The following is a 14,136-nucleotide window of genomic DNA, read 5'->3' on the forward strand; positions in this document are numbered from 1 at the left end:
CCTTATAAAACTTCGCTGGCTGATTCGGCTAAGATACGACGCGCAATAATCACACGCATAATTTCGTTAGTGCCTTCTAAAATTTGATGAACACGTACATCGCGTACGTGGCGTTCAAGTGGGTACTCTTTAATGTAACCGTAGCCCCCATGAATTTGCAGCGCATCGTTACACACAGTAAAACCAACATCGGTTGCAAAGCGTTTAGCCATCGCACAATAAGTGGTTTTTTCACTGTCGTTAGTATCAAGTTTAAACGCCGCGAGTCGTACCATTTGGCGCGCTGCGACAAGCTCGGTATTCATATCGGCAATTTTAAATTGTAGCGCTTGAAATGCTGCCAATGGCTTACCAAATTGGGTACGCTCTTTTAAATACTCACGTGCGGTATTAAGTGAAGCTTGTGCAGTACCAATAGAGCAAGTTGCAATATTAATACGGCCGCCATCTAATCCTTGCATGGCAAACTTAAAGCCTTCGCCTTCTTGGCCTAATAAGTTTGCTGCTGGAATTCGTACATCTTCAAAACTAATTAAGCGTGTTGGTTGTGCATTCCAACCCATTTTTTCTTCTGCTTTGCCGTACTCAATACCTTTGGCATCTGCAGGTACAACAAACGCTGAAATGCCACTTGGGCCATCAGCCCCTGTACGTGCCATTACAACTAAAATTTCTGTTTCACCGGCACCAGAAATAAACATTTTTGAGCCGTTAATAACATACTCATCACCCTCACGAACTGCTTTAGTTTTTAATGACGCAGCATCAGAGCCAGAGCCTGGCTCAGTTAAACAGTAAGAGGCTAACAATTCGCCCATTACCAATTGCTCAACGTATTTGTCTTTTACTGCATCGGTACCAAAGCTTGCGATCATCCAGGTTGCCATATTATGAATGGTCAGCATAGCCGTAGTTGCTGTACAACCCAGTGCAAGTTGCTCAAAAATAATGCTTGAATCTAAACGAGATAAACCTAAGCCACCGGCTTCTTCAGGCGTGTATAAGCCACAAAAACCAAGCTCACCAGCGGCTTTAATTGTGTCTTTTGGGAAAATATGTTCGCGATCCCACTTAGCAGCATGTGGTGCTAGTTCAGATTCTGCGAATTGGCGCGCCGTTTGCGCAAAAGCTTGTTGATCTTCAGATAAGTTAAAGTCCATGGTAGACCTCTTGTTGTGTTTTGTTTGTTGTCGGTGCATCCCATCAAGGGAGTTATTAGTGAGGAGCGACAACACTGTGTGTTGTGCCCCTCTTTTTTATTGATTATGCGGTTAAAATGCTACTTCAGATTAATACTCATATTTGGACCTGAAGCGATATCATCTTCAAACCAGCGAGAAGTAATGGTTTTGGTTTCTGTATAAAAACGAATACCTTGTTTACCATACGTGTGAGTATCACCGTAGAATGAGCCTTTCCAACCCGTGAAGGAGAAAAATGGTAATGGCACAGGAATTGGCACATTAATACCCACTTGACCCACTTCAATTTCGTGTTGGAATTTACGTGCAGCTGCACCACTTGAGGTAAATAGTGAGGTACCATTGCCGTAAGGGCTTTCGTTAATAAGCGCAATGGCTTCTTCAAGGGTATCAACAAACATACACGCCAATACTGGGCCAAAAATCTCTTCTTTGTACAAGTTCATATCTTTGGTTACATCAGTAAATAATGTAGGACCTACCCAGTTACCTTGCTCGTAACCTTCAACGCTAAAATCAGAGCCATCAATTAAACAGGTAGCGCCTTGTGCTTTACCATCAGCAATCAGTGATAAAATACGTGCTTTTGCAGCAGGTGATGTTTGTGGGCCATAAGCCGCGTCTGCATCATCCCAAACACCTGGGCGTACACCTTCAAATCCTGCTTTAATTTCATCAACCCAGTCTTTTGCTTGACCAACAAATACCGCCACAGAGATACCCATACAGCGCTGACCTGCCGCACCTACAGAGGCACCCACAAGGTTATTAACAACATGCGATTTACTCGCATCAGGCATAATTACCATGTGGTTTTTAGCGCCAACACACGCTTGAACACGTTTTAAGTTTTGTGTGCCTTTAGAGTAAATATAGGCACCTACACCACATGAACCCACAAATGAAATAGCACGAACGGCTTTGTCTTCTAGTAAGCGGTCTACTTGTGGTTTAGTACCGTGCACAACTTGTAACACGCCCTTTGGTGCACCGGCTTCAATAAATAGCTCAGCTAAGCGCATAGGAGTAAGTGGATCTTGCTCAGACGGTTTTAAAATAAAGGTGTTACCACACACAATTGCCAGTGGGAACATCCACAATGGGATCATTGCCGGAAAGTTAAATGGCGTAATACCTGCACACACACCCAGTGGCTGCATGTAAGAATACGTATCGATTTTGCGCGCTACGTTTTCCATGGTTTCACCCATCATTAACGACGGCGCATTAGCAGCTTGTTCAACTACCTCAATACCACGCCACACATCACCTTTTGCATCTTCAAACGTTTTGCCTAGCTCATGACAAATAATAGTGGCTAGTTCATCATGGTTTTCTTTTAATAGCGCCGCGTATTTCATCATAATGCGCGCACGCTCAGTAATAGGCACATCTTTCCATGTTTTAAATGTTTCGCTTGCTGATGCAATCGCCGCATCCATCTCTGCGTCTGTAGCGCATGGCACTTGCGCGAGCACTTCTTGATTAGCTGGGTTTACAACATCAATTAATTCATTTGACGTTGACTGAACGAACTCGCCGTTAATTAGTAAAGGTACTTGGTGCATAATAAATCCTATTGAGTCAATTTAATTGCCGCAGCGCTGTGATTGTTATAGTTGCTGCGGCTTTGTTATCAGTTAAAGTGCTTCGACTGCCATAGCAACGGCTTCACCGCCACCTATACACAAGGACGCAACGCCTTTTTTGAGGCCTCGGTTTTTAAGCGCATGAATAAGTGTTACTAAAATACGTGCGCCACTGGCACCGATTGGGTGACCCAATGCACACGCACCACCATTAACATTAACTTTGCTTTCATCAAGCTTTAATTCGTTAATAGCCAGCATAGTGACCATGGCAAACGCTTCATTAATTTCCCATAAATCAACATCGGCGGTTGTCCAGCCAGCTTTTTCAAGCACGCTGTTCATTGCGCCCACTGGGGCTACGGTAAATTCACTTGGTTTTTGAGAGTGAGTACTGTGAGCAACAATTCTACAAAGTGGTGTTAAACCCTCAGCTTTTGCTTTTGATTCGCTCATTAGTATTAGCGCAGCACCACCATCTGAAATAGACGATGAATTAGCGGCAGTAATAGTGCCGTCTTTTTTAAATGCAGCTCTTAAGCTTGGAATTTTTTCAGGACGTGCGTTGCCAGGTTGCTCATCAATTGAAACAGTGACATCGCCTTTACGCGTTTTAATAGTGTGCGGAGTAATTTCGTTATCAAACCACCCATTGTCTATGGCTGCGTTTGCTTTACTTAATGAACCCAGTGCAAACGTATCCATTTGCTCACGACCAATACCGTATTCATCGGCTGTGTCTTGAGCAAAGCATCCCATTGCTTTATTGTCGTAGGCGTCTTCTAGGCCATCACTCATCATGTGATCTTTAATTTCGCCATGTCCCATACGCATACCGCCACGGGCTTTAGGAATAAAGTAAGGTGCATTGGTCATGCTTTCCATACCACCAGCGATTGCTGATTCGATAGAACCTGCTTTAATAAGATCATTCGCTAACATCGCTGCTTTTAATCCAGAGCCACATACTTTATTAATAGTGGTAGCGCCGGTGCTTAGTGCAAGCCCCGCTTTAAGCATTGCTTGACGCGCAGGTGCTTGGCCTAAACCGGCTGGCAATACGCAGCCCATAATTACTTCATCAATTGCATCATTGCTTAAACCCGTTTGAGCAAGTGCACCTGCAATGGCCGTAGCACCTAATTCGGTAGACTGCGCATCACTTAGTGCGCCCATAAATCCACCCATTGGGGTGCGTTTTGCTGCTACAATTACAACGCTTTCGAAAGACATAAAAGGCTCCATTTTCAATTAACGCAAACATGTTTTATTATGTTTAGCTTAATGTTTAAACTAATCTGATAAATACGAGCATACATAAAATTTACGTTTACGCCAACGTAAATCTAAAATCAACTTTCTAATTAGTGTAAAAACTGTAAAGTTAGCTTGCTAAAAATTTATTACATACTGTCTAACTGGCTTATAACGTTTATAAACACTCAACTTCTGCTGCATTTCCGCTTTTATTTTATACGTCTAAAGTATAACAACCAGATCGCACTTTACCTTTACGTAAACTTCACTTATATTGGAGTTATTCGAATGAGGTAAACATTACAATGAAATCAGATAATCAAACAAACTTTGCAAATTCAGCCAACGAGCCGGCTAAAAACGAACAAACTTTTAGCATTAGTGAATTGGCTAAAGAATTTGATATTACCACCCGCTCTATCCGTTTTTACGAAGACCAAGGGTTAATATCACCAGAGCGCAATGGTCAAACACGTATTTACTCAAAGCGCGACAAGGTACGCCTTAAGCTAATACTGCGCGGTAAACGTTTAGGTTTCACCTTAGCTGAAACAGGTCGTTTGTTTGAACTGTATGATGCTGATAAATCAAGTGCAAAACAGTTAGTTACTATGCTTGACCTTATCAGTGAGAAAAAAGCCGATCTTTCACAACAGATGGATGACATTAAAGTGGTTCTTATGGAACTGGTCACCGCTGAACGTCGCTGTCGCGACACGCTTAGCAAAATAGATGAATAAAATATAACAACGTCATCAACACACAGGAATTAATCATGAGCACTATTTCACTATATAAAGAAATGAACTTTGGCCTTGGCGAAACTGCAGATATGATCCGCAGTCACGTAAACAGCTTTGCCAGTCAAGAAATTGCCCCACTAGCTGAAAAAACTGACCTTGATAATGCGTTCCCCAATGAACTTTGGCCGCAAATGGGTGAAATGGGCGTGCTTGGCATGACCGTGGATGAAGAGTTTGGTGGTGCTGGCTTAGGCTATTTAGAGCACGTTATTGCCATGGAAGAAATTAGCCGTGCAAGTGCCTCTATTGGTTTAAGCTACGGTGCGCATTCAAACCTGTGTGTTAATCAAATAAACCGTAATGGTTCACAAGCACAAAAAGAAAAATACTTACCTAAACTAATTAGCGGCGAGCACATTGGTGCACTGGCGATGAGTGAGCCTAACGCGGGCTCTGATGTTGTTTCTATGAAACTTAAAGCAGAGAAAAAAGGCGATAAATACATTTTAAACGGTAATAAAATGTGGATCACTAATGGCCCTGACGCTGATACGTTGGTAATTTATGCAAAAACAGATTTAAACGCCGGCGCTAAAGGGATTACGGCCTTTATTGTAGAAAAAACATTTCCTGGTTTTTCAACCGCACAAAAGCTCGACAAGCTCGGCATGCGTGGCTCAAATACCTGTGAATTGGTATTTGAAAACTGTGAAGTACCTGAAGAAAATATTTTAGGTAACTTAAACGAAGGCGTTAAGGTACTTATGAGTGGCCTTGATTATGAGCGTGTTGTTTTAGCGGCTGGCCCACTTGGCATAATGCAAGCGTGTATGGATATTGTGGTGCCTTACATCCATGAGCGTAAGCAATTTGACAGCCCTATTGGTCAATTTCAGTTAATACAAGGCAAAATTGCTGATATGTATACACAAATGAACGCAGCTCGCTCATATGTGTACACAGTAGCAAAAGCATGTGATCGCGGCGAAACCACCCGTAAAGACGCTGCTGGCGCAATTTTATATGCTGCTGAGCTTGCAACTAAAATGGCATTAGACGCAATTCAAATTTTAGGCGGTAATGGTTATATAAATGAATACGCAACAGGTCGCTTGCTGCGTGATGCAAAATTATATGAAATTGGTGCAGGCACCTCAGAAATACGCCGTATGTTAATTGGTCGCGAATTATTCACTGAAAGCCGCTAAGGATTAGTTATGACGATTTTAAAATCGAGCGTTAATCCGCATGATCCAAATTTTGTGCAAAATCACAACAACATGTCGGCGCTAGTGGATGATTTACGCAGTAAAGCAGCAACAATACGTTTAGGCGGCGGCTCTGCGCTAAAAGAGCGCCATGAAGGCCGCGGTAAATTGTTTGTCCGTGACCGTATTACCACTTTGCTAGATGAAGGCTCGCCATTTTTAGAAATATCGCAATTTGCTGCCTTTGGCGTTTATGAACAAGATATTCCTTGTGCCGGTGTGGTTGCAGGTATTGGTCGCGTTAAAGGCGTCGAATGTATGGTGATTGCTAATGATGCGACAGTAAAAGGCGGCACCTATTTCCCGCTGACTGTTAAAAAGCATTTACGCGCTCAAGACATCGCCGAACGTTGTCATTTACCGTGTATTTATTTAGTTGACTCAGGTGGCGCAAACTTACCTGAGCAAGACGACGTATTCCCTGACAAACTGCATTTTGGTCGTATTTTTTATAATCAAGCGCGTATGTCAGGTAAAGGAATTCCACAAATTGCTGTGGTTATGGGGTTATGTACTGCAGGTGGTGCGTATGTTCCTGCTATGGCCGATGAAAGTATTATTGTAAAAGAGCAAGGCACTATCTTTTTAGCTGGTCCGCCGCTGGTAAAAGCAGCCACCGGTGAAGTAGTTACTGCAGAAGAGCTTGGTGGCGCCGATGTACACTGTAAAACATCAGGTGTGGCCGATCATTACGCTGAAAACGATGCTCATGCGTTGTCGATTGCTCGCCAATGTATTGAACGAATTAACTATTCGCGCCCTACCTCACCATTACTAGAAGAAGTAAAAGCCCCTCGTTATGATATTAACGAACTTTACGGCATTGTAGGTACTGATCTTAAAAAGCCTTTTGATGTGCGTGAAGTCATTGCACGTACTGTTGATGATTCATCGTTTGATGAATTTAAACGCTACTTTGGTGAAACACTGGTAACAGGCTTTGCCAGCATTTATGGTCATCCCGTAGGCATAGTGGCCAACAACGGTATTTTATTTAGTGAGTCTGCGCAAAAAGGCGCGCACTTTATTCAACTATGTGCACAGCGCAACATTCCACTGGTATTTTTACAAAACATTACTGGCTTTATGGTTGGTAAAAAATACGAGTCTGAAGGCATTGCTAAGCACGGGGCTAAAATGGTGATGGCGGTATCGTGTGCCGATGTGCCCAAATTTACTATTTTAATCGGTGGCTCATACGGTGCAGGTAACTATGGTATGTGTGGCCGAGCGTTTGAACCGACCATGATGTGGATGTGGCCAAATGCCCGTATTTCGGTTATGGGTGGCGAACAAGCCGCTGGTGTAATGGCGCAAGTAAAACAAGATGGTTTAGCCCGCAAAGGCGAAAGCATGAGCGAGCAACAAATTAGCGATTTTAAAAAGCCAATCATCGATCAATACGAACAGCAAGGCCACCCTTATTATGCCAGTGCCCGTTTATGGGATGATGGCATTATTGACCCTGCTGATACACGCAATGTTCTTGGGCTTGCACTTAGCGCAGCTAAAAATGCTCCTGAGCGTGAATCAAAATTTGGCGTATTTAGAATGTAATGGGAGCTTAAAATGTCAGTAACACTACAAATAACAAAATCTAATGTGGCTGTACTTGTTTTAAGTCGCCCAGAAAAACGCAATGCCTTTAATAGCGACGTTATCAATGAGCTTATTCAATGTATTGAACATGCTAATACGCTCGATATTCGTGCCCTAGTTTTAAAAACTGAGGGTAAACACTTTTCAGCCGGTGCCGATTTAGCCTGGATGAAATCGATGGCAGATAACAACTATAACGATAATTTGGCCGATTCAATGCAGCTGGCGAAGCTAATGCAAGTATTAGCACAAAGCCCACACCCTACTATTTGTGCGGTACAAGGTGCTGCATTTGGTGGCGCATTGGGATTAATTGCTTGCTGTGATATTGCGCTCAGTAAAGACGACGCTCAATTTTGTTTAAGTGAAGTTAAATTAGGTTTAATTCCTGCTGTTATAAGCCCTTATGTAATAAAAGCTATTGGTGAGCGCGCTGCTCGTCGTTACTTCTTAACGGCTGAATTATTTGATGCGCATACGGCTAAACAGCTGGGGCTAGTTCACCAAATTACAGGGAATTTAGACTGTGCACTCGATAACCTACTACAAACGCTGATAGATAATGGCCCGGTAGCGGTTAAAGCAGCTAAAGCGCTAATTAATGATGTGGCAAACAAAGAAATCGATAACGAAATAATTGCGCTCACTGCAGAACGTATAGCCAAAATTCGTGTATCAGACGAAGGTCAAGAAGGTCTAACTGCCTTTTTTGAAAAACGCCCTCCCCACTGGCAACTCTAGGACGCATTATGAACACAGTACACTTACAAAAAATTCTGATTGCTAATCGCGGAGAGATTGCTTGTCGTATTATGCGAACAGCAAAGCAAATGGGCTTGACCACAGTTGCGGTTTATTCAGATGCAGATAAAAACGCTCAACATGTGAAAATGGCGGATGAAGCCTACCATATTGGTGCAGCGCCGAGTAAAGACTCATACCTAGTTGCAGATAAAATACTTAACGTTGCCAAAATGAGTGGCGCCGATTGCATTCATCCTGGTTATGGATTTTTATCTGAAAACAGCGAATTTGCTAATGTTTGTGAAGCCAATAACATTGCCTTTATTGGGCCACCAGCAAGTAGCATAGAAGCTATGGGCTCTAAAACCCGTGCAAAAGAAATTATGGCAGCCGCTAATGTTCCTTTGGTGCCAGGTTATTATGGCGATAGACAAGACCCTAGCTTTTTACAAGCTGAGGCTGAAAAAATTGGCTACCCTGTGCTTATCAAAGCGGCCTTTGGTGGCGGTGGTAAGGGCATGCGTATAGTTTCAAAAGCCAGTGAGTTTATAAGCGCATTAGAAGGTGCTAAACGTGAAGCTATTGCTGGTTTTGGTAATGATCTGGTTTTGCTTGAACGTTATGTTGACCAACCACGCCATGTTGAAGTACAAGTATTTGCTGATAACTATGGCAACTGTGTGTATTTAGGTGATCGTGATTGTTCATTGCAACGTCGGCATCAAAAAGTGATTGAAGAAGCGCCTGCCCCCGGTTTATCAGACTCATTGCGAAAAGAAATGGGCGAAGCCGCGGTAAGATGTGCCCTAGCAATTGACTACCGAGGCGCTGGCACTGTGGAATTTTTACTCTGTGGTGATGAGTTCTTTTTCATGGAAATGAATACTCGCTTGCAAGTAGAGCACCCAGTGAGTGAAATGGTCACCGGCGTTGATTTAGTTAATTGGCAAATTAATGTAGCCAGTGGTTTAGCGTTACCTTTAGCGCAAGCAGATATTCAGCTACAAGGCCACAGCTTTGAAGCACGTATTTACGCTGAAGATCCAAGTAATGACTTTATTCCGTGCTCTGGCACTATTGAGGCACTATATACGCCCGCTAACAGTGAATATGTACGTATTGATACTGGTATTGCCCAAGGTGATGAAATAAGCCCGTATTACGATCCAATGATTGCCAAACTTATTGTTCATGATGATAACCGAGACCAAGCACTTTCGCGTTTACAACAAGCATTAACACAATTTCATTTAGCCGGATTTAGCACTAATATCAACTTTTTATACAATTTAGCGATTCATCCACGCTTTAAACAAGGTGCTCCAAGCACCCACTTTATTGCAGAGCAAGGTGAAGCATTAGTTACTATTGACCCGTCTTTATTACAAACTAGCCGCTTAATTGCAGGTTTTGCGTATTTAGCATCACTTGGTAGTAATACAAGTAGTGCAAATCCATGGCAACAATTACATGGGTTTAGTTTAAATGCGCCGCAACAAGTTAACATTCCATTTAGCGATATCCCCTTAAACGCAATAAAAACCGCGCAGGGCTATAGCATGACCATTAATGACAACACCTTTGAAGTGCAAGGTGAGTTAACTAATGGCTACTGCAACGTATCGATTAATGGCGCTAAACACACTGCGCATGTTAGCCACGTTGATAATGCCATTACTGTAATGAACCAAGCACTGCAAACTAAGTTTGAATGTGTTGATAAACATTTCATCAGCTCACATGAAAATGAGGCATTACCCCTTGCTGCGCCACTTAATGGTACTGTAGTTAAACACTTGTTAGAGGTGGGAAGCACCATTACTAAAGGCGATGCAGTGGTTATAATTGAAGCAATGAAAATGGAATACACGCTTAATGCCCCACATGATGGCGTATTAAAAAGTTACTGTTTTGCTGAGGGTGAACTGGTAAGCCATGGCGCTTTACTGGCCATAGTTGAAGACACAACTGCAGAGGAACCCGCTTAATATGAGTTCATTATTACCTAAAGCAGTGCGCATTGTTGAAGTGGGCGCCAGAGATGGACTTCAAAATGAAGCCGCTGTAGAAACTGCTGATAAAATAACGCTTATTAACGCACTCGCCGCTGCAGGCATAAAAGACATAGAAGCTGGTGCGTTTGTCTCACCTAAATGGGTGCCACAAATGGCAGACTCTAGTGAAGTAATAAGCGCACTTAATTTACCTGAGGTTAATCTCAGTGCCCTTACCCCTAATTTAAAAGGGGCAGAGGCAGCTCATGCTGTAGGTATTAAAGAATTTGCAATATTTACCGCAGCGAGCGAAGCATTTTGCCAAAAAAATATTAACTGCTCTATTGAGCAAAGTTTGGCGCGTTTTAGTGAAGTTATGGCTTTTACAAAGGCGCATAACATTCGCGTGCGCGGTTATGTAAGTTGTGTGTTAGGTTGCCCGTATGAGGGAGATGTTGACCCTCATACTGTACTGGCTGTTGCTGCTAAACTCTTAAAAATGGGATGTTATGAAATTAGCCTAGGTGACACCATAGGTGTTGGCACACCCGCTAAAGTAATAGAGCTACTTACATTGCTACTTAAACATATTGATAAATCTAAACTTGCTGTACATTTTCATGACACATACGGGCAAGCGCTCACAAATATTTACGCTGCTCTAAACCTTGGTATAGCAACGGTTGACAGTGCTGTTGCCGGCCTTGGTGGCTGCCCATATGCCAAAGGCGCGTCAGGAAATGTTGCCACCGAAGATGTTGTATACTTACTGCAAGGACTTGGCATTGAGCATGGAATTGATTTACAAAGGCTTGCTGAGGCAGGTTGGCAAATTACGAGTGCACTGAACAAACAACCTGCTAGCAAGGTTTCTGCAGCATTACACGCACAATAATTAAATAGCACAGAATGAGGAGTGACTCATGGCCGGTTTTGATAAAGTAGTTTCTAGTTATGAAGCTGCAATGGAAGGTTTAAAAGACGGCGATACAATAATAGCCGGTGGTTTTGGCTTATGTGGTATCCCTGAGGGTCTAATTGCCCAAATTAAAAAAATGCAAACTAAAGAATTAACCGTTGTTTCCAATAACTGTGGTGTTGATGACTTTGGTTTAGGGCTGTTACTGCACGACAAGCAAATTAAAAAAGTGGTCGCCTCATACGTTGGCGAAAATGCCTTGTTTGAACAGCAACTACTAAGTGGCGAGATTGATGTAGAACTTACGCCACAAGGTACTCTTGCTGAAAAAATGCGTGCTGGTGGTGCAGGAATACCTGCTTTTTACACAGCCACAGGTTACGGCACACCGGTTGCTGAGGGTAAAGAAGTAAAAGAGTTTAATGGTCGCCCTTATATTTTAGAAGAGTCAATTACCGGTGAATTCGCTATTGTAAAAGCATGGAAAGCGGATCGCTACGGCAACTTAGTATTTCGTCATACAGCCATGAACTTCAATCCAATGGCGGCTACTGCGGGTAAAATTACCGTTGCAGAAGTAGAGGAAATTGTTGAGCCAGGCGAACTTGAGCCAAGCCAAATACATACGCCAGGAATTTTTGTTAACCGCGTTATAAAAGGTAACTTTGAAAAACGCATTGAACGTGTTACCACACGAGATTAAGCAGGAGCACTAACAATGGCATTATCACGTGAACAAGTCGCAATGCGCGTAGCTCAAGAGTTACAAGATGGGTTTTATGTTAATTTGGGCATTGGTATTCCGACACTCGTCGCAAACTATGTACCCGATGGCATAGAAGTTATGCTACAGTCCGAAAATGGTCTTTTAGGCATGGGCGAATACCCTACTAAAGCCACTGTTGATGCGGATATGATCAACGCGGGTAAAGAAACCGTGACGGCAGCTACCGGTGCAGCTATATTTAATAGTGCAGATAGTTTTGCCATGATACGGGGTGGTCATGTAGACTTAACCGTTCTGGGCGCGTTTGAGGTAGACCAAAACGGTTCTATAGCCTCTTGGATGATCCCTAAAAAATTAATTAAAGGCATGGGCGGAGCGATGGATTTAGTCGCAGGTGCAAAAAACATTATTGTTACCATGACCCACGCCAGTAAACACGGCGACTCTAAGTTATTAGAAAGCTGTACGTTACCGCTAACGGGCGTTAACTGTGTTAAAAAAATAGTTACTGATTTAGCCGTTCTAGAAGTAAAAGACGGCGCATTTCATTTACTAGAACGCGCACCAGGCGTATCAGTTGATGAAATTATTAGCAAAACGGCAGGTAAATTGCTTGTTAATGGTGATATTCCTGAGATGGTGTTTTAAACCACTCATAATTTCACTCTGTACCGACCTCATTCCCAGTGCCAATGGCGCTGAGTTACCCAAAATCCCTCGTAAGAGGGATTTTTTTTGCCTATTTTTTATGTTTTGCACTATAGTGACAACTTAACGCACCACTTAGGTGAATTCGACCTAATAAAATAAATAAATTGCTGATATAGTTAGCTTTTATTTTTGGTTTAATTATTGCCTATTACTAGGCGATTGAAATAACTTTATACTGGATACCATGCAAACACCTATTCGCGGCCTTCGCTCTTTTTGTTTTGCCGCAAAAAGCTTAAGTTTTAAACATGCTGCTAAAGAGCTTTACTTAACGCCCTCGGCTGTAAGCCACCAAATTAAACAGCTAGAAGAGCAGCTAGGCATTGATTTATTTCAAAGACAAACTCGCTCTATTAGTTTAACGCCTGCAGGTAAAAACTTTTTTGAAGCAATTTATCCAATTATAAATATGCTAGAGAGCACCATTAATGAATTTAGTCAGTTACAACAAAATGTAAACTTAACCATTACCCTGCCCGAATTTTTTGCCAGTGAATTGTTAATGCCTAAGCTCAGTGAATGGACCAGCGAGCACCCTAATATTAATTTACACATGGATACCCTCAAAACGCGCAAAGAACTGACTCGCCAAAGTGATTTATCTATAATTTTATCTTCAAGTAAACCGCTTGATGGACTGGCTACTGAGTTATTTAATTTAGAATATATTCCAGCGTGTAATAAAAAACTGCTTGAACAATGGCAAAACGATCATTGCCAAGCGCTTAATCAAGTGCCGCTTATTGTGCATAAAGCACGCCCTTGGGCTTGGCATCAGTGGGCAGAAAAAGTTGGAATTGATGACTTTTCACCAACACAAATTATTCAAATAGATAGTATGTTTGGTGTAGCAAGAGCGGCGCAACAAGGAATGGGCATTGCACTTATTCCTCTGCCAATTAGCCAAAGCTGGCTGGATGAGCAATGGCTTTATAAACTGTTTGAACAACCCCTTACCACCAAAGATAAATACTACTTGGTACAACACGGCTCTAGTACAGCAAACCACCCGCTCGACTTGTTTGCCAAGTGGGTAATTAACACCTTCAGACAAACAAAGTGACTATTAATTAAACGCCCTTTTATGGGCGTTTTATTATTTACGACCTTTTTAAAATATTTTTTTCGTGTCTCACGCAAATCTCAAAAAATAAAATATAATCAGCATTATCAACCACTTGAGTAACTCCCTGTTGACTGGATTTATAGATTAGATTTTTTCACTTATTAGTTTTGTTTTTATCGCTTGTCGAAATTGAGTAAAAGCTCTAAAGTTAACTCAACAAATCAGCAACGACCAAAAATAATAAAACGCGTTACTGAAACCAAATTTAATTAGTTTGTAACAACAAGCTAGTACAAAAGAATCTTTATTGTGTGTGA

General features: G+C 42.1%; 12 protein-coding genes. 9 read left to right on the forward strand and 3 right to left on the reverse strand.

Annotated features, from left to right (window positions below; translation table 11 throughout):
- Positions 1–2: 2 nt before the first annotated feature.
- The 3 genes from CWB77_RS06955 to CWB77_RS06965 all read right to left on the reverse strand — a co-directional run bounded on the left by CWB77_RS06955 (position 3) and on the right by CWB77_RS06965 (position 4,024).
- Positions 3–1,160: an acyl-CoA dehydrogenase family protein gene (locus tag CWB77_RS06955; protein WP_138622048.1), complete on the reverse strand. Its 1,158-nt coding sequence runs from the start codon at positions 1,158–1,160 to the stop codon at positions 3–5.
- Between the two features lie 119 nt (positions 1,161–1,279).
- The gene (locus CWB77_RS06960) at positions 1,280–2,770 is read right to left on the reverse strand and encodes a CoA-acylating methylmalonate-semialdehyde dehydrogenase (protein WP_076919545.1); all 1,491 of its coding nucleotides are present in this window, start codon (positions 2,768–2,770) and stop codon (positions 1,280–1,282) included.
- Positions 2,771–2,842: 72 nt separating this feature from the next.
- Positions 2,843–4,024 carry a thiolase family protein gene (locus CWB77_RS06965; RefSeq protein WP_010389953.1) on the reverse strand — a complete coding sequence of 394 codons (1,182 nt, stop codon included), beginning with the start codon at positions 4,022–4,024 and terminating at the stop codon, positions 2,843–2,845.
- Positions 4,025–4,353: 329 nt separating this feature from the next.
- Between CWB77_RS06965 and CWB77_RS06970 the strand changes: the two genes are divergently transcribed.
- From CWB77_RS06970 to CWB77_RS07010, 9 genes are all read left to right on the forward strand, one after another.
- Positions 4,354–4,788, forward strand: a complete 435-nt coding sequence (locus tag CWB77_RS06970) for a MerR family transcriptional regulator (RefSeq protein WP_008114692.1) — start codon at positions 4,354–4,356, stop codon at positions 4,786–4,788.
- Positions 4,789–4,823: 35 nt separating this feature from the next.
- On the forward strand, positions 4,824–5,999 hold the full coding sequence (locus tag CWB77_RS06975) for an isovaleryl-CoA dehydrogenase (protein WP_008114693.1): 1,176 nt from the start codon (positions 4,824–4,826) through the stop codon (positions 5,997–5,999).
- Between the two features lie 9 nt (positions 6,000–6,008).
- On the forward strand, positions 6,009–7,616 hold the full coding sequence (locus CWB77_RS06980; RefSeq protein WP_138622050.1) for a carboxyl transferase domain-containing protein: 1,608 nt from the start codon (positions 6,009–6,011) through the stop codon (positions 7,614–7,616).
- 12 nt (positions 7,617–7,628) lie between these two features.
- Positions 7,629–8,399 (forward strand): enoyl-CoA hydratase/isomerase family protein, encoded by a 771-nt coding sequence (locus tag CWB77_RS06985; RefSeq protein ID WP_138622052.1) that lies wholly within the window; start codon positions 7,629–7,631, stop codon positions 8,397–8,399.
- 8 nt (positions 8,400–8,407) lie between these two features.
- Positions 8,408–10,390: an acetyl/propionyl/methylcrotonyl-CoA carboxylase subunit alpha gene (locus CWB77_RS06990; RefSeq protein WP_138622054.1), complete on the forward strand. Its 1,983-nt coding sequence runs from the start codon at positions 8,408–8,410 to the stop codon at positions 10,388–10,390.
- Between the two features lies 1 nt (position 10,391).
- Positions 10,392–11,291 (forward strand): hydroxymethylglutaryl-CoA lyase, encoded by a 900-nt coding sequence (locus CWB77_RS06995; RefSeq protein WP_138622056.1) that lies wholly within the window; start codon positions 10,392–10,394, stop codon positions 11,289–11,291.
- A 28-nt stretch (positions 11,292–11,319) separates the two neighbouring features.
- Complete coding sequence (locus CWB77_RS07000) at positions 11,320–12,018, forward strand: CoA transferase subunit A (protein WP_008114703.1); 699 nt, start codon at positions 11,320–11,322, stop codon at positions 12,016–12,018.
- 15 nt (positions 12,019–12,033) lie between these two features.
- A complete protein-coding gene (locus tag CWB77_RS07005) occupies positions 12,034–12,690 on the forward strand; it encodes a 3-oxoacid CoA-transferase subunit B (protein WP_008114705.1) in 657 nt (218 codons plus the stop codon).
- A gap of 247 nt (positions 12,691–12,937) precedes the next feature.
- Entirely contained in the window at positions 12,938–13,816 is an 879-nt protein-coding gene (locus tag CWB77_RS07010) for a LysR family transcriptional regulator (protein WP_010389946.1), read from the forward strand.
- The last annotated feature ends 320 nt before the right edge of the window (positions 13,817–14,136 follow it).

This window comes from Pseudoalteromonas sp. S1610 (assembly GCF_005887465.1).
GTDB classification, from domain to species: domain Bacteria; phylum Pseudomonadota; class Gammaproteobacteria; order Enterobacterales; family Alteromonadaceae; genus Pseudoalteromonas; species Pseudoalteromonas undina.